This window comes from Streptomyces sp. NPDC020681 (assembly GCF_044334895.1).
Lineage (GTDB): Bacteria > Actinomycetota > Actinomycetes > Streptomycetales > Streptomycetaceae > Streptomyces.
This window is the reverse complement of record NZ_JBIRTX010000002.1, coordinates 451,895-472,827: the sequence shown is the minus strand read 5'-3', so window position 1 is coordinate 472,827 and position 20,933 is coordinate 451,895. Positions and strand designations below refer to the sequence as shown.

Sequence of the window (20,933 nt, the reverse complement as noted above, 5' to 3'; positions counted from 1 at the left end):
CACGGACGAGGAGCGAAGCGCCATGAAGGAGCGCGCCAAGGAGCTGAGAGCGTCCTCACGCCGCGCATCGCGCGCCGACAAGGCGGCGGCTGACGAGGCCGCGGTGGTCGAGAAGATCGCCGAGATGCAGGAGTCGGACCGGGTGATGGCCGAACGAATCCACGCTGTCGTCAAGGCAAGCGCGCCGGACCTCGCGCCGAAGCTCTGGTACGGGATGCCCGCGTATGCCAAGGACGGCAAGGTCGTCTGCTTCTTCCAGAGCGCGGAGAAGTTCAACGCGAGGTACGCGACGTTCGGCTTCAACGATGTGGCGAACCTCGACGAGGGCGCCATGTGGCCGACCGCCTTCGCCCTGAAGGAGCTGACCGCCGCCGACGAGACGAGGATCGGCGAGCTCGTGAAGAAAGCAGTGCACTGAGGCCCGAGGGCAGCGGAAGGCTCCTCGATCTGCGGAAACGTCGATCGAGGGGCTTTCTCGTGCCGAGGCCGCCTTCATGGGTTTGCACACGTCAAGGACCTCGGTCCCGGTGAGGCGGCTGCGATCGCTACGTCCGAGCGCCCCCGCCGCGCAGGAAACGGCGCAGCTTCGTCAGGGGCCAGGTGTTGATGACATCGTCCTTCGTCAGCCAGCCGCGCTGAGCCGTGCCCACCCCGTACCGCATGTAGGGCAGATGCGTGGTGGAGTGCGCGTCCGAATTCACCGCGAACTTCACGCCGTACCGTTTCGCGCGCAGGATGTCCTCGTCGCGCAGGTCGAGCCGCTCGGGATGCGCGTTGATCTCAAGTGCGGTGCCCGTTCTCGCGCAGGCCTCGAAGACCGCGTCGAAGTCGGCGTCTATCCCCGGGCGTTTGCCGATCAGCCGAGTGGTGGGATGGCCGATGACGGCGACGTACGGGTTCTCGCAGGCGCGGACGAGACGGCGCGTCAGGGCCTGCCGGCTCTGGTTGAAGTGCGAGTGGACGGATGCCACGCACAGGTCGAAGCCGGCCAGGAAGTCGTCGGGCCAGTCGACCTCCCCCTCCGGGCCGATGTTGAGCTCGGTGCCGTGCAGCAGCCTCATTCCGCGGTGCTTGCGGTCGAGTTCACGTACGCGCTCCCGCTGCGCGAGCATCTTCTCGTCGGTCATGCGCTGCATATAGAGGTTCGGCGCGTGGTCGGTGACGGCGTAGTACGCGTAGCCGAGAGCGGCAGCGGCGGCGACCATGTCCTCCAGCGGGGCGAGTCCGTCGGTGAGGTCGGTGTGGGTGTGCAGGTCTCCCCTGATGTCGCCGTCGGCCACGAGCTCGGGCAGTTCGCCGCGCAGCCCGGCCGCGACCTCGCCCCGGTCCTCCCGCAGCGTCGGCGGTATCCAGGGCAGGCCGAGCCGGTCGTAGATCTCCTCCTCCGTCTCCGAGGCGATCGTCTTGCCGGTCTCGACGTCGAAGAGCCCGTACTCGGAGAGCTTGAGCTTGTGGTGCACGGCTATCTCGCGGGTGCGGATGTTGTGCGCCTTGGAGCCGGTGAAGTACTGCAGTCCCGCTCCCCAGGAGACGGGCGGAATGACCCGCAGATCGACCTGGAGGCCCTTGGCGGTGCGGATGGAGGTCTTCTTCTCGCCGTGCGCGATGATCTCGGCGGTGTACGGCAGGTTCCCGATGGCCTCCATGAACGGTGCCGACTTCTCGGCCGCGACCAGGATGTCGATGTCCCCGATCGTCTCCCTCATGCGGCGCAGCGAGCCGGCGTAGGTGCACCGTTCGCATCCGGCGATCCGGGACAGCTCGGCGACGATCTGCTCGGCGGTGTCCATGGCGGCCCCGATGAGGATCCGGCCGCTGCCCGCCTGCTGCATCAGGGTGATGCCGTGCAGGATGTTCTCCTCGGTCTTCTCGCCGAAGCCCTTCAGATCGCGCAGCCGCTCCTCACGGATGGCGTCGAGCAACTGGTCCACGGATGAAATGCCCAGCTCCTCATGGAGGACCATGGCCTTCTTGGGCCCGAGGGTGGGGATCGTGATCAGCTCGCGGACGCCGGCGGGGATCGACGCCCGGGTCTCCTCGATGGTGGAGATGTTCCCGGAGCGCACATACTCCACGATCTTGTCGGCGATCGACTTGCCGATGTTGGGGATCTCCCGCAGGGCCTTGGCGTCGAGCTTCGAGACGTCGGCAGGGTGGCCGCCGATGGACCGGGCGGCCTTTTCGTAGGAACGCACCTTGAAGGCGTCGCCGCCGGTGATCGCGATGAGGTCGGCGTACTCCTGCAGCAGCGCTTCGATCTCCTCGTTGGCTCGGACCATGTCTCCAGGGTGCTCCGGTCCTGCCGGGCGGGCATACCTGGCTGCGGCCGTGGGCCGGCCGCGGACGCCGTTCGGGTGCACACCCCGCCCGTCCGGAGCGCCTCGGGTCCACAAGGTTCCAATGGCCCACACCATGATCATTCCGAGGTGGGACGAGGAGAGGAACCTTGTGATGGTCGGCCGACGAGACGTACTGCGTAACGGAGCCCGGGCCACCGCTGTCGGCCTGGCAGCCGGGCTGATCGGCGGCCAGGGCTCGGCAGCCGCCGCGGCCGGGTCCGCTGCGGCGCCCGCGGCCGGGCCGGAGCCGCGGGCCTGGCGGGAGCTGCGCCGGAGGCTCAGCCCGGCGGCGGCGCTGTACCTGCCCGGCAGTGACGAGTTCCGCACGCTGGCCCTGCCGGACAACCTGCGGTACGCCGATGTGCTGCCGGCCGGGATCGTGGCCTGTGCGACGGCGCAGGACGTGCAGGTGTCTGTGCGGTGGGCGGCCCAGCACGGCGTGCCGCTCGCGCCGCGCTCGGGGGGCCACAACTACGCCGGCTACTCCACCACCCGCGGCCTTCTCATCTCGCTGCGCCGGATGAGGGACGTGACGGTCCAGGGCACGCGGCTGCTGCTCGGCGGCGGTGCGACCAACTCCGATGTCTACGCGGCCAGGTCGGCCAATCTGTACTTCCCCGGCGGCCGCTGCCCCGGCGTGGGCGTGGCCGGTCTTACTCTCGGCGGCGGGCTCGGCTTCAACGACCGCAAGTGGGGTCTGACCTGCGACCGGCTGGCGGAGACCCGCGTGGTCCTGGCCGACGGCTCGCTGGTGCGGGCCGCCGACGACGAGAACGCGGACCTGTTCTGGGCCTGCCGTGGCGGAGCGGGCGGCAACTTCGGGATCAACGCCGCGTTCGCCTTCGACGCCACTCCGGTCGCGGATCAGATCGCCACCGTCTTCGACCTGTCCTTCGATCTACGGGCCGGGGTCGGGCTGGTGGCGGCCGTGCAGGAGATCCTCGCGGCCGACGAGGCGGGCGACTTCGATGTACGCATCGGCTTCAAGCACCCGGGCGACGGACCGGCGGCCGTCGCGCTGCTGGGCCAGCGGCTTGGCGACGAGGCGGCGCTGCGGCGGATCTTCGCCCCGGTGCTGGAGCTCGGGCCGACGAAGGAGTTCATCGAGCAGCGCCACTTCTGGTCCGCGCAGGACTACCTCCTGGAGAAGCCCGGCGAGGGTGCGGCGGCGGCGTCCAAGTCACTTGTGCCGAACCGGTGGCTGAGCCCCGGGACGGTCGAGTCCGTCGTCGAATGGGTCCGCCACTGGCGGCCGGGAACGGTCGGCAACTCGGGCTACGTCACGCTCTTCGCGATGGGCGGACGCAGCGGGGCCCCTGCCGCGGACGAGACCGCGTACCCCCACCGGGACGCCACGTTCGTCATCGACATCGGAACGCACTGGAAGCCCAGCACACCCCAGGAGGCCGTTCAGGACCTGCTGGTGCAGACCCGCACGATGCACCGCACGCTCCGCCGTGAGCTCGAGACTTCCGCGGCGTACGTCAACTTCCCCGACCCGGACCTGCGGGGCTGGCAGACCGCGTACTACGGCGGCAACTACGGCCGCCTGGTGGCGGTCAAGCACCGCTACGACCCCAGCCGCCTGTTCCGCTACGACCAGGCGGTCGGGCCTAGGGCCTGACCCAGACGACAGGCCCCAGCGCCGGTCTCAGGCCAGCCCCACCACATACGAGGCCCGGTAGCCCTCGCCGTCACGCACCGGCTTCAGCGTGGTGGCGGGGCCGCTGGCCCGGTACAAGGAGTCCCGGCTGTTGGAGGTGTCCGGGCCGGGACGGCGTGCGTAGGGTTCGCGGGCGTAGACCGCGGCGAGGAGATCCTCCGGCAGATAGAACTGGCCGGTGAACTCCGCACTCCCGTCCGCCGCCGGATCCGGATGCACCTTGAAGTGGATGTGCGGAGCCCGTCCCGCGTACCAGCCCGGCACGATCGTGCGGAAGGCGCACCGGCCGGACGCGTTCGTGAGCTGTGTGCCGCGGAGAAAGCTCGCGCCGTTCAGCGAGTAGTCGCCGGTGGCGTCGCAGTGCCAGATGTCGAAGGCCGCCCCGGCGACCGGCCGGCAGCCCTCTGACGCCCTCACCACCGTCAGGTCGAGCCGCAGCGGTGCGCCGTCCCGGCCCTCGGTGACGTCCTCGCGGACCCGGTCCAGATCGACGTAGTACGGCCCCTCGGTGGACCGCGGGGTCAGCACGCAGCCCGGCGAGGTGCCGTCGCCGGCGGACTGCGGCGGAGTCGAGGTCCCTGTCGCGGTGTCGCCCGCCCCACTGGTCGCCGCGCTGCCCTGGTCGCTGTCCGAGCCGGCCGTGCAGGCCGTCCCGAGCGCGGCCAGTCCGGCCGATCCGGTGGCGGCCACCAGGAAGGTACGCCGAGTGGTCATGCGACCCTCTCCTTCTGTCGAAGGTGGACCGGGCCGTCGCGGTGCGAGAGCCGGGCACCTTGCACACCGTGCCGTACGGCCACGATCTCCGCGGCGATCGACACAGCGGTCTCCGCCGGGGTGCGCCCGCCCAGGTCGAGGCCGACGGGAGACGAGAGCCGGGCCAGCGCGCCCTCGGAGACTCCATTCTCGCGCAGGGTGTCCAGCCGGCGCAGATGACTGCGGCGCGACCCCATCGCCCCGACATACGCCAGCTCCATGCTCAAGGCCAGCTCCAGCAGCGGGACTTCGAATTTCGGGTCGTGGCTGAGCGAGACGACGACCGTACGGGCGTCCAGCCGGCCGGCCGCGGCCTCCTCGGCGAGGTACCGGTCCGGACGGCGCACCACCACCGAGTGGGCGTCGGGAAAGCGGTCGGCGCTGGTGAACAGGGCCGGGCGTCACAGACCGTGACCCGGTGACCCATAACCCTGCCGATCGCCGCCAGGGCCGCCGCGAAATCGCCGGCGCCGAAGATCAGCATGCGAGGCGGAGGGACGACGCAGGTGACGAAGACCCGGGAGCCGTCCCGGTAGGTGAGGAGCGCGCTCTCTTCCCGTAGGAGCAGCCGGCGGGCGTCCTCGGCGATCAGTGGCGTGAGCTCCGTTGTTTCACGTGAAACAGCACCCCGGCTGCCGTCGGCGCTCGGCTGCGCTGTTTCAGCGTGTGCACCGTCGCGTCGAGCGCCCGCAGTGCGACCGCGAGATCGGACGGATGGACGGCGATGCACTGGTCGCTGCCACCGAGAACGGCATGCCAGCGGTTCTGTCCCGTGAGCGCCGCGCATCCGCTGCCCGGCTTGCGCTTGTTGCAGGCGAAGTCCTCGCCCCGGAAGTACCAGCAGCGGGTGCGCTGCAGCAGGTTGCCGCCGATCGACGCCATGTTGCGGACCTGCGGGGATGCCGAGGCGAGCAGCGCCTGGGACAGCACGGGCAGTCGTTTTCGTACGACGGGATGGAGCGCGACATCGGACATCCGGGCCAGGCGCCGATCCGCAGCCCGCCGCCGTTCTCCTCGACGGCCGCGAGAGGCAGGGCGTTGATGTCGACGACGAGGTCGTGCGACTCGGCGCCGTCCTTCATCAGATTGAGGAGCTCGGTGCCGCCGGCGACGTATGTGGCGGTGGGATCGGCGGCGACGAGCCGTACCGCGTCCACGGGAAGCGTGGCGCGCGTGTAGTCGAAGAGCTTCGTCGCCGCACCGCCTTCGCCGCGTCGGCGATCGCGTCGACGATGTTCGGATAGCAGCTGCAGCGGCACAGATTGCCGCTCATCCACTCGCGGATCTCGTCGTCTGACCCGGTGTGGCCCTCGTCGATGCAGGCCACTGCCGACATGATCTGGCCCGGTGTGCAGATGCCGCACTGGAAGGCGTCCCGCCGTACGAACGCCTCCTGCACCGGATGCAGCCGGTCGCCGCGCGCCAGACCCTCGATCGTCGTGATGTCCCGGCCCTGCTGCATCACCGCGAGCGTCAGACACGACGTGATGCGCCGCCCGTCGACCAGCACCGTGCACGCGCCGCATTCACCGCGGTCGCAGCCTTCTTGGTGCCGGTCAGGCCGGTCTGCTCGCGCAGCGCGTCCAGCAGCGTCACCCGGGACTCGACGGTCAGACGGTGGGTGCTCCCGTTGACCCGGAGCGAGATGTCGCCGACGGCCCGGGGAACGGCCGCCGGCTCTGCTGCGGCGGCCGGTTCCGCGCCGTCGGCCACGGGCACCAGCACCGCGGCCGCGGTGGCACCGCCCGCCTTCAACACATCGCGTCTGCTGTGATCGGACATCGCTCAGCGCTCCTCGTCTGTCCCGAATCGCGGGTTGCGGATGAGCCTTCTACCGCCGTCGCCATACGTCCAATGAAAGTTGAACAGCTACAGAATGCGCCCGACGCATATCCGCGGGGCCGATCTGAACCTGCTCGAAGCACTGGCTGTGCTCCTCGAGGAGCGCCATGTCTCGCGGGCCGCCGAGCGCTTCCACCTCAGCCAGCCCGCCATGAGCCGCACGCTCCAGCGCGCCCGGGACACCTTCGGCGACGAGCTGTTGGTCCGCACCCGCAGCGGCTATGAACTCACCCCACGCGCCGGCAAGATCCAGGCCGAGCTGACCATCCTGCTGCCCCGGCTGGAGACCGTGCTGCGCGGCGATGTCTTCGACCCGGCCACGGCGACCGACTTCTTCCGCATCCAGTGCACGGACTACGCCACCACCCTGCTCGGCCCACACCTCTTCCAGCAGGTGTTCCACCAGGCGCCCGGCGTCTCGCTCACCGTGGAGCCGATGAGCGACACCACCTTCGAGGACATGGAGCACGGCCGCGTGCACCTGACGATCTCCGGCGTCGTCCCGCCCGGGACACTGCGCTGGGAAACGCTGTTCGACGAGGAATTCGTCTGTCTCCTCTCCCGCGATCACCCGGTCACAGCAAGCCGGCTGACCATGGCGGAGTACGTGAGCCATCCGCATGTCATGGTGACGATCAACAGCGCCGAACAGACCGTCGTGGAACGGCGGTTGGCGGAGTTCGGCCTGCGCCGGCCCACCGGATTGCGCGTCCCGTACCACTCCGCCGCCGCGACCGCACTTCCGGGCACACCCCTCATCGCCACCCTCCCGCGCCGGATGCCCCTCTCGTACGCCGACGACCCGGCGCTCCGGATCGCCGAGACCCCGCCCGAGCTCCAGCCTTTTCCGTACGGAATCACCTGGCACCCGCGCCTCGATGGCGATCCGGCAGCCGCCTGGCTGCGGGGCATCGTGCGGGAGAGCGCGCACGCCACGCGCTGAACCGCGCGGACGCGTCCGGAACCGGGCTGCACCGCGCCGAAGCCGCCCCATTGGACCGACCGGGTGGTGTTGATCAGAAGAACTGGTTGGCGGCTGCGTGGCTACGACGCAACTCGAGATGCGTACACATCATGAGGAAGGTATGTAAAACGCTCAACCCGAAAGCGAGGGGTCATGGCCGCCGTAAAGGTCAGGAATCTGTGGACCGCGTTCACCGCGTTCATCGCCGCGCTCTTTGCGCTGCTCGTCCCGGCGGGGCTCACCGCCACCGCCACCACCGCCACCGCCCAGCCGGCGAAGCAGCCGGCCGCCCGCACGCCGCAGCGCCCGGCACTGCCGCGGCAGGCGCGCAAGGAGGCTGTCCCGCCGACAGTGCCCGCTCAGGGCACACGATGGAGCCCGGGGGCGCGCGACAGGTCGCTGCCGCCCACGATCAAGCAGCGCATCCGCGCAGAAGCCCATGGCTCGTCGCCCGCCACCCGGCACGTGCCCGCGATCGACGCGGACGACGAGAGCGGCACGGGCAGCGGGGCGGCGGGCAGCGTCCCGGAGCAGGCGTTCACCTCGGCGTGAGGCGCCGGGGACTCGTACTTCTCCCGACGCCACCCGCCCGGCCACACGGACGGTCTGTGATCAGCGGCCCTCGTCGCGGTCCCCAGCCTCCGCCTCGGCCTGCTTCGCCTGCACCTCCGGGTCCAGATCAGCCTGGTCACTGCCGTCGACGGACGACAGCGGAGAGACCTCGGTGGCCGCGGGCGGTTCCACCAGCCAGTCCGGGTTGGCCTGCTTGTCCCACCACTTCCACACGGCGATGGCTCCACAGGCCAGCACGCCGATGATCGCGAGACCCTTGGCGAGCCGTGCGGCCTTCGAGCGCCGTTCGTGCTTTCTCACGAGCTTCTGAATGTCCTTCGCCGTCACCTGACCGCGCAGCGCGGCCAGCACGGCAGCGGAGCGGATCACAGCCTCTTCCTTCATGGGCTGAGCGACGGCCACCGCGTGCTCGACGCGCGGAACCGTGTAGTCCGCCGCCTGACGAGCGGCTTTCCGGGTCTGGACCGCGGCCCGGTGCGCTGCGTCGTCCACCTTCGGCGGCACATGCGGCGCAACACGGGCGTCGTACTGGTAGCGGGCCTGAACGCGGGCCTGCTGAGCTGCCTTCGACACTTTGGGCGCAAGCCGTACGCGCGCCTCATGCGCGTAGTGCGTGGCCTGGTCCCTGGCCGTACTGGCGTAGGGCGCCACCACGTCCGCGGCGTGACGCGCGCTCTCCTTCGCCGTATCGGTCGCGGCGCGCACGCTGTCCATGCGGGTCACGGGGATCCTCCTCCTCGGTGGCGTTCTGGGGGCCTGGGGTTCATCCCCAGTTGGGCACAGATTCGCCTTTCCGCCTGTTTGGAAATCATGCCCGCTCGGCGCTGCCTCGGCATGCGGGGCGGGCATCCGGGTCATCTGGGGAGTTGTGCGGAGTTGTAGGGAGCTTGCGGTCGACGATGCCACGGTTCGCCCCATAGCGCGCCGCTCCGACGACTACTCGGCGTCTTTTCTCCCCGGGAGCCCCTTCCGTGCGAGGATCGGGCGACGTCAGAGGAAGACTTACGGAAGGCACATCGTGGCCGAGCAGCTTTACGCCACCCTGAAGACCAACCAAGGCGACATCGAGATCCGGCTTCTGCCGAACCACGCCCCCAAGACGGTCAAGAACTTCGTCGAGCTCGCCAAGGGCGAGCGCGAATGGACCCACCCGGCGACCGGCAAGAAGTCCACGGACAAGCTGTACGACGGCACGGTCTTCCACCGCGTGATCAGCGGCTTCATGATCCAGGGCGGTGACCCGCTGGGCAACGGCACCGGCGGCCCGGGCTACGAGTTCGCGGACGAGTTCCACCCCGATCTCGCCTTCGACAAGCCGTACCTGCTGGCCATGGCCAACGCCGGCCCGGCCACCAACGGCTCGCAGTTCTTCATCACCGTGGCGCCGACCGCCTGGCTGACCCGTAAGCACACCATCTTCGGCGAGGTCTCGAACGAGGCCGGCAAGAAGGTCGTGGACGCCATCATGAGCACGAAGACCAACCCCCGCACCGACCGCCCGGTCAACGACGTCGTGATCGAGTCCGTCGTCGTGGAGACCCGCGAGGGCTGATCCCCGGCAGAGCCGTGATCCGCGAGGGCTGGTCCCCTCGCGGAGCCGCTCCCGCGAGTGCACCCGGTATCGATCCGGGAAAGAACGCTGCCGCAGCGAACCTGAGGGAACAAATGCGCCCCGTCCGTCCGTCTGGATGGACGGGGCGGTGTGTTGAGCTAAGGAGATCGAGGGACGTCATGGACCAGGCGCCGGGCAGTCCGCAGGAGCCGCAGGACGCGCACAGCCTGCCCAGCTGCTACAACCACGCGGGCCGTGAGACGGGCATCCGCTGTGCCCGCTGCGAGCGTCCGATCTGCACGGACTGCATGATCGACGCGTCGGTGGGCTTCCAGTGCCCGGAGTGCGTGCGCAAGGGCTCCGGTACGGGACACGCGCCGGCCGCGAACCAGCCGCGGACCGTCGCCGGCGGCACCATAGAGGCCGATCCCTTCTTCGTCACGAAGATTCTCGTCGCGATCAATGTCGCTGTGTATGTCGTGGTGCTGGCGCTGGGCGACCGGTTCCTCGCCGAGACGGAGCTGATCGGGCTCGCCCGCAGCCCCCAGCTCGGCTTCGATGTCATCGGAGTGGCGGACGGCGAGTGGTACCGCCTGATCACCGCCACTTTCCTGCACGAAGAAGTGCAGCACATTCTCTTCAACCTGATCAGTCTGTGGGTCCTCGGCAGGATGGTGGAACCGGCTCTCGGCCGTTCCCGCTTCCTCGCCGTCTATCTGATCGCGGGTCTCGGCGGCAGTGCGCTGGCCTATCTGCTGGCCGCGCCGAATCAGCCCTCGCTCGGTGCGTCGGGCGCGATCTTCGGCCTGATGGGCGCCTTCGCCGTGCTGGCGCGGCGCGCGAACCTCGACATGCGGCCGGTCATCGCGCTGCTCGCGCTGAGCCTGTTCTTCACCTTCACGTGGGCGAACATCTCCTGGGAGGGCCACATCGGCGGCCTGGTCGCCGGTGGTCTGGTCACCGCCGGTCTGGTCTACGCGCCGCGCGAGCACCGCAGGCTGGTGCAGATCGGCAGCTGTGCCGTGGTCCTGCTGGCGATCGTGGCCATCGTGATCGTCAGGACCGCCTCGCTCACCTGAGCGGAACCTTTCCCCAAAGTTGTCCACAGCGTGTGGCGGATCTTGTGCATGCTGTGGGGGACAAGTGTGCCCCTTGTCGCTGAGCTGGGTTTCCCCAGCAGGGACAAGGGGCGGGACACTTCACCAAGATGGCCGATGCAGTCACACCGGCGTCAATGCCCAGAAGGTTATCCACAGATCGTCAGACCTTTTCCCCACTGTGGACAACGCTGTGGATAACCTTGGGGCAAGGCTTGACTCCGAGGCTGTGGTGGAGCTACTTCCACTGGGTGGAGACACCGAAGCCGGCGGCGATGAAGCCGAAGCCCGCGACGATGTTCCAGTTGCCGAAGCTCTTGATCGGAAGATCGCCCTCGGTCACATAGAAGAGAACGATCCAGGCGAGCCCGATCAGGAACAGAGCGAGCATCACCGGTGCGACCCAGCTGCGATTGGTCAGCCTGATGGCGGTCGCCTGCTTCGATGCCGACGGCGGCGTGAAGTCGGCCTTCTTGCGGATACGTGACTTCGGCACGAGGGACTCTCCTGTCGATGCGCTGCGTGACCGCGCAGGGAACTGTGGCTGGCGCCGGGGATGGAGCGAGGGGGGAACCGCTGCCTCCCCCGGGCGTCCGTTAGCGTAGTGCTTCCGCGGCGCCTGAGGAGATAAGGGTACGTTGAGCAATTCTGCCGACTCACCCCAAGGGCCGGTTCACCGCTTCCGGTGGAGCACCGGCCGGCTGCTGACGGCTGCCGTCTTCGCGCTGGCCGGGCTGATTTTTGTGACCAGTTTCAACACCGCCAAGGGCACCAACCTCCGTACCGACGACTCGCTGCTGAAGCTCTCGGACCTGATCCAGCAGCGCAGTACCAAGAACGGCGATCTCGACGAGTCCATGGCGGCCCTGCGTGAGGACGTCGACGCCCTGGCCCAGCGCGACGACGGATCCACCAAGGCCGAGGACGCGAAGCTCGGCGCGCTGGAGAGGGCCGCGGGCACCGAGAAGCTCACCGGGCCCGCTCTCACCGTCACCCTCAATGATGCTCCGCCGAACGCCCAGGCCGCCCCCGGCTACCCGGAACCGCAGGCCAACGACCTCGTCATCCACCAGCAGGACCTGCAGGCCGTGGTCAACGCTCTGTGGCAGGGCGGCGCGCGGGGCATCCAGGTCATGGACCAGCGGCTGATCTCCACCAGCGCCGTACGGTGCGTGGGCAACACACTGATCCTGCAGGGGCGGGTCTACTCGCCTCCGTACAAGGTCACCGCCGTCGGCGACCAGAGCGCGCTCAAGAAGGCGCTTGACGAGTCCCCGGCGATCCAGAACTACCAGCTGTATGTGAAGGCCTACGGCCTCGGCTGGAAAGTCGACGAGCGCGGGGCGGTGACTCTCCCGGGCTACTCGGGCACAGTGGATCTCCACTACGCGAAGCCCGTGCAGTAGCGGTAGCGCCTGGGGGGTCGGTGTCGGTACGGATCGTCGTCAGGACCTTCAGCGAACTGTGCATCACCGTCGGCACCTTGATTGTGCTCTTTGTCGTGTACGTCCTGTTCTGGACCGGGGTCAAGGCGGCCGGCGCCACGGACGGCCAGATCGACCGGCTCCAGGACCAGTGGTCGCGAGGCACGATCGAGACGCCTGCCCCGACAAACCCAGCGCCCGCCCCAGGGCCCGCTCCCGGGGCGACCGTGCCGCCCGCGCCCAAGGCGTACGAGAACGGCAAGCCCTTCGCCGTCATGTACATCCCCCGCTTCGGCGGGAGTTGGGACTGGCCGGTCCTGGAAGGCACCGCGACGAAGACCCTCAAGAAGGGCCTCGGGCACTACGCCTCCACCGCCCGGCTCGGCGACACCGGCAACTTCTCGGTCGCGGGCCACCGGCGCACCTACGGCGACCCGTTCAAGGATTTCCCGAAGCTGCGGCCCGGGGACGCGGTGGTGCTGACGGACGGGACGACCTGGTTCACGTACCGCATCGAGAAGGAGCCCTACCGCACCCTGCCGAGCGACATCGGCGTCATCGACCCCGTCCCGCGCAAGTCCGGCTTCGACGGGACGGGCCGCTATCTGACGCTGACCACCTGTGACCCGGAGTGGGGCAGCAGCCACCGGCTGATCGCCTGGGCGCATCTCGACGCCACCCAGCCTGTGACCGACGGCAAACCGGAAGCTTTGCGCAGCTGACACATGTGCCCCGGCCGCCCTTTAGTCTGGTGCGGTACCAACACGGAAAGGGACAGCATGTACGGCTGGATCTGGCGGCATCTGCCGGGCAACGTATGGGTGCGGGCATTCCTCTCGCTCGTGCTGGCCCTCGCGGTCGTCTACGTGCTGTTCCAGTACGTCTTCCCGTGGGCGGAGCCGCTGCTTCCGTTCAATGACGTGACGGTCGACGGAGCGGGGGCGGCCCGGTGAGCGCGCGCATCCTCGTCGTCGACAACTACGACAGCTTCGTCTTCAACCTCGTCCAGTACCTGTACCAGCTGGGTGCGGAGTGCGAGGTGGTGCGGAACGACGCCGTCGCGCTCGAGCACGCGCAGGACGGCTTCGACGGCGTGCTGCTCTCCCCCGGTCCCGGCGCCCCCGAGCAGGCCGGTGTGTGCATCGAGATGGTGCGCCACTGCGCGGCCACTGGCGTGCCCGTCTTCGGCGTCTGCCTCGGCATGCAGTCGATGGCGGTGGCGTACGGCGGCGTGGTGGACCGCGCGCCGGAACTGCTGCACGGCAAGACCTCGCCGGTCACACACGAGGGCAAGGGCGTGTTCGCCGGGCTGCCCTCGCCGTTCACCGCGACCCGCTACCACTCGCTGGCCGCGGAGCCGGCGGACCTGCCGGACGAGCTGGAGGTCACGGCGCGCACCGCGGACGGCATCATCATGGGGCTGCGCCACCGTGAACTGGCGGTCGAGGGCGTCCAGTTCCACCCGGAGTCGGTGCTCACCGAGCACGGGCATCTGATGCTCGCCAACTGGCTCGAGCAGTGCGGCGACACCGGGGCGGTCGAGCGTTCGGCGGGGCTCGCGCCGGTGGTGGGCAAGGCTCTGGCGTGAACGCCGCAGGCCCTGAGGACGGGTACGAGTACGACCCGCTGACGGACCCCCTTCCGCCCGGGGAGCACGGTTCGCCGTGGTTCCGGACGGCCAACGTTCCGCCGGCCGAGGAGCCCCCGCAGCAGACGCAGCCGCCTCAGACGCAGCCGTCCCAGCCGCAGGAGTGGTACGACCCGGTCGGCTACGAGCAGGACTGGTACGGGCGGCCGCAGGCCCAGGCCCAGCCGCACGCGCCGCAGCCCGGGCCGTTCGTCTCGGCGATGCCCGAGCAGGCCGTGCCCGAGCAAGTGAGACCGGAGCAGCTCACACAGCCGATACCGGTGGCCGCGCCCGACCCGCAGCCGGACGCGCGCGACGCGTTCTTTGCCGACGCTCCGGAGGTTCCGGACGACGAGACCGTCGCGCTGCGTACGTCCGACACCCGCCGCGCCGCCCAGACCCCGGCCGGTCCCGGCCGCGCCGAGCGCCGCAGAGCGGCCAAGGGCCGCGGCCGCAGGCACCCTGAGGCCTCGCCCGCCGCCGCGGGCCGCGAGCGGCCCATGACGCGCGTCGAGGCCCGCCGTGCGGCCCGTGCGGCCAAGGACAGCCCCGCCGTCATCGCCAGCCGTGCCATCGGCGAGCTCTTCATCAGCTTCGGCGTGCTGATGCTGCTGTTCGTCACGTACCAGCTGTGGTGGACGAACATACGCGCCGAGCAGCAGGCCGGCCGGGAGAAGAACAGGATCGAGGACAACTTCGCGAACGGCCGTCAGCCCGGCGCCTTCGAGCCCGGCCAGGGCTTCGCCATCATGTACATCCCCAAGCTGGATGTGGTCGTCCCGGTCGCCGAGGGCATCAGCAAGCCCAAGGTCCTCGACCGCGGCATGGTGGGCCACTACGGCGAGGGCAAGCTCAAGACCGCGATGCCCGCGGACAAGTCGGGCAATTTCGCGGTGGCCGGCCATCGCAACACCCATGGCGAACCGTTCCGGTACATCAACCGTCTTCAGCCGGGGGACCCGATCGTCGTTGAGACGCAGGACGCGTACTACACGTACAAGATGGCGAGCATCCTGCCCCAGACCTCGCCGTCGAACATCGGCGTGATCGGTCCGGTGCCGCCCGGCTCGGGCTTCACCGAGCCCGGCCGGTACATCACGCTGACGACCTGTACGCCTGAATTCACGAGTACCTATCGAATGATCGTGTGGGGCAAGATGGTCGAGGAACGGCCGCGCAGCAAGGGCAAACCGGACGCGCTCGTCGGCTGACTGACTTGCTGACAGATGACTTGCTGACAGGCTTCAAGCTTCAAGACGGGAAAAGGTGCAGTGTCACGTGCGCGCAGCCGGATCGCCGGCGCCATCAGTGTCTTCGGCGAACTGCTGATCACTGCGGGCGTGGTGCTGGGGCTCTTCGTCGTCTACTCGCTGTGGTGGACCAATGTCCTCGCCGACCGTGAGGCCTCCCGCCAGGGCGACAGCATGCGCGACGACTGGGCGAACAACGGTCCCGGCGCGCTCGACGTCAAGGACGGCATCGGCTTTCTCCACGTGCCCGCCATGAAGAACGGCGAGGTGCTGGTGAAGAAGGGCACCGACGCCAAGAAGCTCAACAACGGCATCGCGGGCTACTACCTGGACCCGATCAAGTCGGCGCTCCCTTGGGACAGCAAGGGCAACTTCACGCTCGCCGCGCACCGCGACGGCCACGGCGCGAAGTTCCACAACATCGACAAGGTGCGGGAAGGCGACCCGATCGTCTTCGAGACGAAGGACACCTGGTACGTCTACAAGGTCTACAAGAAGCTCCCGGAGACCTCGAAGTACAACGTGGATGTGCTGCAGCCGGTCCCGAAGGGGTCGGGGAAGACCAAGCCGGGCCGCTACATCACGCTGACGACCTGCACGCCGGTCTTCACCTCGGACTACCGGTACATCGTCTGGGGCGAGCTGGTGCGGACGCAGAAGGTCGACAAGGACCGCACGCTGCCGGACGAGCTGCGCTAGCGGCCCGCGCCGACAGCGGGAAGCCCCGGCACGGCCCGCGCCGACAGCGGGAAGCCCCGGCACCCTTGGGAGGGTGCCGGGGCTTCCTGTGTGAAGCGTCCTGAGGACCGGTCAGTCGCTGTCCTGGCCGCCGATGAACCCGCCGCCGTTCCCGCCGTTGTTCCCGCCGTTCCCGGCGGTCGTCTGGAGCGTGATCACCTGGGTCGCGGGGTCCACCTGCGTACCCGGCTGCGGGTCCATGCCGATGACGATGGCGTTGTCATCCGTCGGGCTGCCCGGCGCGAACTGGATTTGCGTGAAGCCGCGCTGAGCCAGGATCTGCTTGGCCTGGCCGACCGTCCTGGTCCTGACCTCGGGAACAGGCTGCTGCGTCACCTGCGGTCCCTTGGAGACGTCGAGCGTGATCTTCGCGCCCTTCGACGCCTTGCCCTCCGGAGACTGCTTGATCACCTGACCCAAGGGCTGGTTCGAGTCGACGTCGTTCCGCACGACCTCGAACTCGAGGCCTTCGAGCTGGGCCTTGGCGGCGTCGAACTGCTGGCCCACCACCGGCGGCACGTCGACGAGCGACTCCTTGGCCACCGTGATGGTGATCGTCGAGCCCTTCTCGGCCTGACTGTTGCCCGGCGGGTCCTGCTTGAAGACGGTGCCGGGCTCCTCGTCCGACTCCTCCTCCACGACCTCGACCTTGAAGCCCTTGCGCTTCAACGCCTCCTCGGCGTTCGCCTGGGACTTCTCCGTGACGTCCGGGACCTCGATCTTCGGAGCGCCCTCGGAGACCACCACCTGGATCGTCTCGCCCTGCTCCATCTTTTCGCCCTCGCCGGGCGTCTGCTTGCAGATGGCGCCCTTGGGCTGGTCGCAGCGCTCCGTGCCGGACTGCGCGACCTCGACACCGGCGTTGGTCGCCAGCGTCTTGGCCTCCACCATGGTCTTGCCGACGAGCGACGGCACCGGCACCTCGCCGTTTCCGCCGCCACCGCCGCCGAAGACCGACCTGCCGATCAGCACCGCGCCGACCAGCACCAGGACTCCCGCCAGCACCAGCAGGACGGTCGAGGTGTTCGACTTCTTCTGGCGGCGACGGCCCGGGCGGTCGTCATAGCTGCCGAAGCCGCCGTCGTCCGGGTTCATCGGCGGGAGCATCGACGTCTGGCCGCCGGGGTCGGCCTGCCGCAGCGCCGTCGTGGGCTGGTCGTCCGGCGCGTAACCGCCGTAGCCGACCGAGCCCATCGCCGCCGTCGCCGCGACCGGCTGGCCGTCGAGGCAGGCCTCGATGTCCGCGCGCATCTCGTCGGCGGACTGGTAGCGGTAGTCGGGGTCCTTGACCAGGGCCCGCAGGACGATGGCGTCCATCTCGGGCGTGATCTCGGGGTCGAAGTTGCTCGGCGGCTGCGGCTCTTCCCGTACGTGCTGGTAGGCCACTGCCACCGGGGAGTCGCCGATGAACGGCGGACGCACGGTGAGCAGCTCGTAGAGCAGACAGCCGGTGGAGTACAGGTCGGAGCGTGCGTCGACCTGCTCGCCCTTGGCCTGCTCCGGGGAGAGGTACTGCGCGGTGCCGATCACCGCCGCGGTCTGGGTCATCGTCATGCCGGAGTCGCCCATGGCGCGGGCGATGCCGAAGTCCATGACCTTGACCTGGCCGGTGCGCGTCAGCATGACGTTCGCCGGCTTGATGTCGCGGTGGACGATGCCGTTGCGGTGCGAGTACTCGAGGGCCTGGAGGATGCCGATGGTCATCTCCAGCGTGCGCTCGGGCAGCAGCTTGCGGCCCGAGTGCAGCAGCTCTCTGAGCGTGGAGCCGTCGACGTACTCCATCACGATGTACGGGATCGAGACCCCGTCCACGTAGTCCTCGCCGGTGTCGTACACCGCGACGATCGCCGGGTGGTTGAGCGAGGCGGCCGACTGGGCCTCACGGCGGAACCGGGCCTGGAAGGACGGGTCACGGGCCAGGTCGGCCCGCAGCGTCTTCACGGCGACGGTGCGGCCGAGCCGGGTGTCGTGGGCGAGGTAGACCTCTGCCATGCCACCACGGCCGAGCACCGAGCCCAGTTCGTACCGGCCGCCGAGGCGACGCGGCTCTTCCATAACTGATCCAGCCCTCTCCGTCAGTCCCGACCGCACCAGCGTGTGGTCCGGCGGTGTGCTGTTCGCGCATACGGTACCGGCCACGCACCACCTGATCGGCCCGTGACCGTCACCTGATACCCGACCGGTATCGCAATGTGCAGGTATGGGGGCCGGACGTGATCCGCGTCACTTCTCGCATCACTTCTTGCTGTCCAGTACCGCCTGCATCACGGCCTTGGCAATCGGGGCGGCCAGGCCGCCGCCGGAGATGTCGTCGCGCTTGGCCTCGCTGTCCTCGACGACGACCGCGACCGCGACGGGCGACCCGTCGTCGGTCTTCGCGTACGAGATGAACCAGGCGTACGGGTTCTTGCTGTTGTTCTCGCCGTGCTGGGCGGTGCCGGTCTTGCCGCCGACCGTGACCCCGTCGATCTTGGCGTTGCCGCCGGTGCCGTTCTCGACGACGTTCTCCATCATCTCCTGCAGGAGCTGCGCGTTCTTCTGCGAGACCGGGCGGCTCATCTCCTGCGGCTCGGTCTTGCTGATGACGTCCAGGTTGGGAGATTCCAGCTGGTCGATCATGTACGGCTTCATCAGCTTGCCGTCGTTGGCGATCGCCGCGGTGACCATGGCCATCTGGAGCGGGGTCGTCGCGGTGTTGAACTGGCCGATGGAGGACAGCGCGTTGCCGGGCTTGTCCATCGCCTTGTCGTAGACCGAGGCAGCCGCGCGGACCGGGGTGTCGATCTCCGGGTTGTTGAAGCCGAACTTCTGCGCCGTCTCCACCATCTTGTCGCGGGTGACCTCGTCACCGAGCTTGGCGAAGACGGTGTTGCAGGAGACCTTGAGCGCATTGTTCAGGCTGGCGTTCTCGCACCCGCCGGCGTGGTTGGGCAGCTTCGTGGTGGTGTTGGGAAGCGTGTACGGCTCCGGAGTGTCCGTCGCCGCGTTGATGTCCGTGACGATGCCGTGCTCCAGCGCGGCGGCCGCCGTGACCACCTTGAAGGTCGAGCCGGGCGGATAGACCTCGCGCAGCGCGCGGTTCAGCTTCGGCTTGTCCTTGTCCTTCTCGAGCGCGTTCCACGCCTTCTCGTCGGAGGCGCCGTAGCCGGCGAAGGTTGCGGGGTCGTACGAAGGCGTCGAGGCCAGCGCGAGGATCTTGCCGGTCTGCGGGTCGATGGCCGCGACCGCGCCCTTCTTGGAGCCGAGGCCCTTGTAGGCGGCCGTCTGCGCGGCGCCGCTGAGGGTCGTGACGACGTTGCCGCCCTTCTTCTTGTCGCCGGTGAACATCGCCATCGTGCGGTCGAAGAAGAGCTGGTCCGAGTTGCCCGTGAGGATGCCGTCCTCGAGCTTCTCGATCTGGTTGGCGTCGAAGGCCTGCGAGGCGTACCCGGTCACCGGCGCCCACATGGGCCCGTTGACGTAGGTGCGCTTGAACGTGAAGTCGGTGTCGTTGGTCTCGACCGAGCCGGTGATGGGCTTGCCGTCGACGATGATGTTGCCGCGCTCGTTGCTGTAGCGCTCGATCAGGACGCGGCGGTTCTTCTTGTGCGTGTTGAGCTCTTCCGCCTCGACGTACTGCAGCCAGTTGGTGCGCACCAACAGGGCGAGGACGAGCAGTCCGCAGAAGATCGCGATCCGGCGCAGGGGCTTGTTCACGGTCGGACCACCTGGGTCATTTCGGCGTCGGGGGACGGAGCGGGAGCCGGCGCGGGACGGCGCGCGGTGTCGCTGATACGGATCAGGATGGCGATCAGGGCCCAGTTCGCGATCACGGACGAGCCGCCTGCCGCGACGAACGGCATCGTCATACCGGTCAGCGGGATGAGGCCCATCACACCGCCGGCGACCACGAAGACCTGGATGGCGAAGGCGCCGGAGAGGCCGATCGCGAGGAGCTTGCCGAACGGGTCGCGGGCGGCGAGTGCGGTGCGTACGCCGCGCTCCACGATCAGGCCGTAGATCAGCAGGAACGCCATCATGCCGGCGAGGCCGAACTCCTCGCCGACGGTGGAGAGGATGAAGTCGGAGTTGGCGGCGAAGCCGATCAGGTCGGAGTTGCCCTGGCCGAGGCCGGTGCCGAGCGTGCCGCCGGAGCCGAAGGACATCAGCGCCTGGCCGACCTGCTCGCTCTGCAGCCAGGTCGATTCCGCGAACGGGTTGAGCCAGAAGTCGACGCGCTGCTGGACGTGCGGCTCGAAGGTGGCGACGCCGACCGCGCCGACCGCGGACATCAGCAGACCGAAGACGATCCAGCTGGTCCGCTCGGTGGCGACGTACAGCATGATCACGAAGAGGCCGAAGAACAGCAGCGAGGTACCGAGGTCGGTCTCGAAGACCAGGATCAGGATGGACATCGCCCAGACCACGAGGATCGGGCCGAGGTCACGGCCGCGCGGCAGGTACAGGCCCATGACGCGGCGGCTGGCGAGCGCGAGCGCATCGCGCTTGACCATCAGGTAGCCGGAGAAGAAGACCGCGATGATGATCTTCGCGAACTCGCCGGGCTGGATGGAGAAGGGGCCGAGGCTGATCCAGATCTTCGCGCCGTTCACCGCTGGGAAGAACATCGGCAGGATCAGCAGGACCAGCGCCACGGCCATCGAGATGTACGTGTAGCGCTGCAGGATCCGGTGGTCCTTGAGGATCAGCAGTACGGCCACGAAGAGCGCGATCCCGACCGCGGAGTACAGCAGCTGCTTGGGGGCGTCGGGGGAGAACGCGCCGAACAGCCGCTCGGCGCGCTGGATCAGCCGGGGCGACTGGTCGAGACGCCAGATGAGCACCAGGCCAAGGCCGTTGAGCAGGGTCGCCAGGGGCAGCAGCAGCGGGTCGGAGTACTTGGCGAACTTGCGCACCACGAGATGGGCCACGCCGGCGAGCAGACCGATGCCGAGCCCGTAGCCGAGTACGCCGCTGGGGAACTCGCCGTCGAGGGCGAGACCCACGTTGATGTACGCGAACACCGGGATGACGACGGCGAAGGCGAGCAGCGCCAGTTCGGTGTTGCGGCGGCTCGGTGCTTCGATCGCGCCGATCGTGGTGGTGTTGGTGACAACGCTCATGGTGGAGAA

The 20,933-nt window shown here is 68.7% G+C and carries 21 protein-coding genes and 2 pseudogenes; 12 read left to right on the top strand and 11 right to left on the bottom strand.

Translation table 11 applies throughout. From position 1 onward, the window contains the following. Positions 1-22 precede the first annotated feature (22 nt). Positions 23-418 (top strand): iron chaperone, encoded by a 396-nt coding sequence (locus tag ACH4YL_RS05760; RefSeq protein WP_398505612.1) that lies wholly within the window; start codon positions 23-25, stop codon positions 416-418. Positions 419-545: 127 nt separating this feature from the next. On the opposite strand, the gene polX is transcribed toward ACH4YL_RS05760, so the two are convergent. Continuing rightward, on the bottom strand, positions 546-2,279 hold the full coding sequence (gene polX / locus ACH4YL_RS05755; RefSeq protein ID WP_398505172.1) for a DNA polymerase/3'-5' exonuclease PolX: 1,734 nt from the start codon (positions 2,277-2,279) through the stop codon (positions 546-548). A gap of 172 nt (positions 2,280-2,451) precedes the next feature. Between polX and ACH4YL_RS05750 the strand changes: the two genes are divergently transcribed. Beyond that, entirely contained in the window at positions 2,452-3,963 is a 1,512-nt protein-coding gene (locus tag ACH4YL_RS05750) for an FAD-binding oxidoreductase (protein WP_398505170.1), read from the top strand. Between the two features lie 27 nt (positions 3,964-3,990). Here ACH4YL_RS05750 and ACH4YL_RS05745 read toward each other — a convergent pair whose 3' ends face one another. The 5 genes and pseudogenes from ACH4YL_RS05745 to ACH4YL_RS05725 all read right to left on the bottom strand — a co-directional run. Then, positions 3,991-4,716, bottom strand: a complete 726-nt coding sequence (locus ACH4YL_RS05745; RefSeq protein WP_398505168.1) for an intradiol ring-cleavage dioxygenase — start codon at positions 4,714-4,716, stop codon at positions 3,991-3,993. Further along, positions 4,713-5,108, bottom strand: a complete 396-nt coding sequence (locus tag ACH4YL_RS05740; protein WP_398505166.1) for an XdhC family protein — start codon at positions 5,106-5,108, stop codon at positions 4,713-4,715. Before ACH4YL_RS05740 ends, ACH4YL_RS05745 begins: the two co-directional genes overlap by 4 nt. Before the next feature lie 235 nt (positions 5,109-5,343). After that, positions 5,344-5,730: an FAD binding domain-containing protein gene (locus ACH4YL_RS05735; RefSeq protein WP_398505164.1), complete on the bottom strand. Its 387-nt coding sequence runs from the start codon at positions 5,728-5,730 to the stop codon at positions 5,344-5,346. Positions 5,731-5,798: 68 nt separating this feature from the next. Beyond that, positions 5,799-5,912: pseudogene (locus tag ACH4YL_RS05730) on the bottom strand (xanthine dehydrogenase family protein subunit M); the annotation flags it as partial. Between the two features lie 44 nt (positions 5,913-5,956). Then, positions 5,957-6,537, bottom strand: a pseudogene (locus ACH4YL_RS05725) ((2Fe-2S)-binding protein); the annotation flags it as partial. Between the two features lie 94 nt (positions 6,538-6,631). Here ACH4YL_RS05725 and ACH4YL_RS05720 point away from each other — a divergent pair. Then, positions 6,632-7,540 (top strand): LysR family transcriptional regulator, encoded by a 909-nt coding sequence (locus tag ACH4YL_RS05720; RefSeq protein ID WP_398505162.1) that lies wholly within the window; start codon positions 6,632-6,634, stop codon positions 7,538-7,540. Positions 7,541-7,714: 174 nt separating this feature from the next. Further along, on the top strand, positions 7,715-8,113 hold the full coding sequence (locus tag ACH4YL_RS05715; RefSeq protein ID WP_398505160.1) for a DUF6344 domain-containing protein: 399 nt from the start codon (positions 7,715-7,717) through the stop codon (positions 8,111-8,113). A 60-nt stretch (positions 8,114-8,173) separates the two neighbouring features. On the opposite strand, the gene ACH4YL_RS05710 is transcribed toward ACH4YL_RS05715, so the two are convergent. After that, positions 8,174-8,857, bottom strand: a complete 684-nt coding sequence (locus tag ACH4YL_RS05710) for a DUF5324 family protein (protein WP_398505158.1) — start codon at positions 8,855-8,857, stop codon at positions 8,174-8,176. Positions 8,858-9,152: 295 nt separating this feature from the next. Between ACH4YL_RS05710 and ACH4YL_RS05705 the strand changes: the two genes are divergently transcribed. Next, a complete protein-coding gene (locus tag ACH4YL_RS05705; protein WP_398505156.1) occupies positions 9,153-9,686 on the top strand; it encodes a peptidylprolyl isomerase in 534 nt (177 codons plus the stop codon). Between the two features lie 179 nt (positions 9,687-9,865). Then, positions 9,866-10,765 carry a rhomboid family intramembrane serine protease gene (locus ACH4YL_RS05700; RefSeq protein ID WP_398505154.1) on the top strand — a complete coding sequence of 300 codons (900 nt, stop codon included), beginning with the start codon at positions 9,866-9,868 and terminating at the stop codon, positions 10,763-10,765. 256 nt (positions 10,766-11,021) lie between these two features. Here ACH4YL_RS05700 and crgA read toward each other — a convergent pair whose 3' ends face one another. Further along, the gene (gene crgA, locus ACH4YL_RS05695; protein ID WP_398505152.1) at positions 11,022-11,279 is read right to left on the bottom strand and encodes a cell division protein CrgA; all 258 of its coding nucleotides are present in this window, start codon (positions 11,277-11,279) and stop codon (positions 11,022-11,024) included. Positions 11,280-11,421: 142 nt separating this feature from the next. On the opposite strand from crgA, the gene ACH4YL_RS05690 reads away from it, so the two are divergent. The 6 genes from ACH4YL_RS05690 to ACH4YL_RS05665 are packed head-to-tail and all read left to right on the top strand — an operon-like array spanning position 11,422 to position 15,783. After that, complete coding sequence (locus ACH4YL_RS05690; protein WP_398505150.1) at positions 11,422-12,189, top strand: DUF881 domain-containing protein; 768 nt, start codon at positions 11,422-11,424, stop codon at positions 12,187-12,189. 20 nt (positions 12,190-12,209) lie between these two features. Next, the gene (locus ACH4YL_RS05685) at positions 12,210-12,929 is read left to right on the top strand and encodes a class E sortase (RefSeq protein ID WP_398505148.1); all 720 of its coding nucleotides are present in this window, start codon (positions 12,210-12,212) and stop codon (positions 12,927-12,929) included. A gap of 57 nt (positions 12,930-12,986) precedes the next feature. Further along, positions 12,987-13,160: a hypothetical protein gene (locus tag ACH4YL_RS05680; RefSeq protein WP_398505146.1), complete on the top strand. Its 174-nt coding sequence runs from the start codon at positions 12,987-12,989 to the stop codon at positions 13,158-13,160. Beyond that, a complete protein-coding gene (locus ACH4YL_RS05675; protein ID WP_398505145.1) occupies positions 13,157-13,795 on the top strand; it encodes an aminodeoxychorismate/anthranilate synthase component II in 639 nt (212 codons plus the stop codon). The genes ACH4YL_RS05680 and ACH4YL_RS05675 overlap by 4 nt, the downstream gene beginning before the upstream one ends. Beyond that, positions 13,792-15,045 (top strand): class E sortase, encoded by a 1,254-nt coding sequence (locus tag ACH4YL_RS05670; RefSeq protein ID WP_398505143.1) that lies wholly within the window; start codon positions 13,792-13,794, stop codon positions 15,043-15,045. Before ACH4YL_RS05675 ends, ACH4YL_RS05670 begins: the two co-directional genes overlap by 4 nt. Before the next feature lie 60 nt (positions 15,046-15,105). Continuing rightward, entirely contained in the window at positions 15,106-15,783 is a 678-nt protein-coding gene (locus ACH4YL_RS05665; protein WP_398505141.1) for a class E sortase, read from the top strand. Positions 15,784-15,894: 111 nt separating this feature from the next. Here the strand turns inward: ACH4YL_RS05665 and pknB are convergent, their stop codons facing one another. The 3 genes from pknB to ACH4YL_RS05650 all read right to left on the bottom strand — a co-directional run bounded on the left by pknB (position 15,895) and on the right by ACH4YL_RS05650 (position 20,924). Further along, positions 15,895-17,877, bottom strand: a complete 1,983-nt coding sequence (pknB, locus tag ACH4YL_RS05660) for a Stk1 family PASTA domain-containing Ser/Thr kinase (protein ID WP_398505139.1) — start codon at positions 17,875-17,877, stop codon at positions 15,895-15,897. A 180-nt stretch (positions 17,878-18,057) separates the two neighbouring features. Continuing rightward, complete coding sequence (locus ACH4YL_RS05655; RefSeq protein ID WP_398505137.1) at positions 18,058-19,518, bottom strand: peptidoglycan D,D-transpeptidase FtsI family protein; 1,461 nt, start codon at positions 19,516-19,518, stop codon at positions 18,058-18,060. Further along, the gene (locus tag ACH4YL_RS05650) at positions 19,515-20,924 is read right to left on the bottom strand and encodes an FtsW/RodA/SpoVE family cell cycle protein (RefSeq protein WP_398505135.1); all 1,410 of its coding nucleotides are present in this window, start codon (positions 20,922-20,924) and stop codon (positions 19,515-19,517) included. The genes ACH4YL_RS05655 and ACH4YL_RS05650 overlap by 4 nt, the downstream gene beginning before the upstream one ends. Positions 20,925-20,933: the final 9 nt, after the last annotated feature.

What these genes read in the sequence shown, in the direction of transcription:
- pknB (WP_398505139.1), bottom strand. Translation starts at nt 17,877, where the DNA reads ATGGAAGAGCCGCGTCGCCTCGGCGGCCGGTACGAACTGGGCTCGGTG.
- ACH4YL_RS05680 (WP_398505146.1), top strand. Translation starts at nt 12,987, where the DNA reads ATGTACGGCTGGATCTGGCGGCATCTGCCGGGCAACGTATGGGTGCGG.
- ACH4YL_RS05750 (WP_398505170.1), top strand. Translation starts at nt 2,452, where the DNA reads ATGGTCGGCCGACGAGACGTACTGCGTAACGGAGCCCGGGCCACCGCT.
- polX (WP_398505172.1), bottom strand. Translation starts at nt 2,279, where the DNA reads ATGGTCCGAGCCAACGAGGAGATCGAAGCGCTGCTGCAGGAGTACGCC.
- ACH4YL_RS05650 (WP_398505135.1), bottom strand. Translation starts at nt 20,924, where the DNA reads ATGAGCGTTGTCACCAACACCACCACGATCGGCGCGATCGAAGCACCG.
- ACH4YL_RS05700 (WP_398505154.1), top strand. Translation starts at nt 9,866, where the DNA reads ATGGACCAGGCGCCGGGCAGTCCGCAGGAGCCGCAGGACGCGCACAGC.
- ACH4YL_RS05735 (WP_398505164.1), bottom strand. Translation starts at nt 5,730, where the DNA reads ATGTCCGATGTCGCGCTCCATCCCGTCGTACGAAAACGACTGCCCGTG.
- ACH4YL_RS05745 (WP_398505168.1), bottom strand. Translation starts at nt 4,716, where the DNA reads ATGACCACTCGGCGTACCTTCCTGGTGGCCGCCACCGGATCGGCCGGA.
- ACH4YL_RS05760 (WP_398505612.1), top strand. Translation starts at nt 23, where the DNA reads ATGAAGGAGCGCGCCAAGGAGCTGAGAGCGTCCTCACGCCGCGCATCG.
- ACH4YL_RS05720 (WP_398505162.1), top strand. Translation starts at nt 6,632, where the DNA reads ATGCGCCCGACGCATATCCGCGGGGCCGATCTGAACCTGCTCGAAGCA.
- ACH4YL_RS05715 (WP_398505160.1), top strand. Translation starts at nt 7,715, where the DNA reads ATGGCCGCCGTAAAGGTCAGGAATCTGTGGACCGCGTTCACCGCGTTC.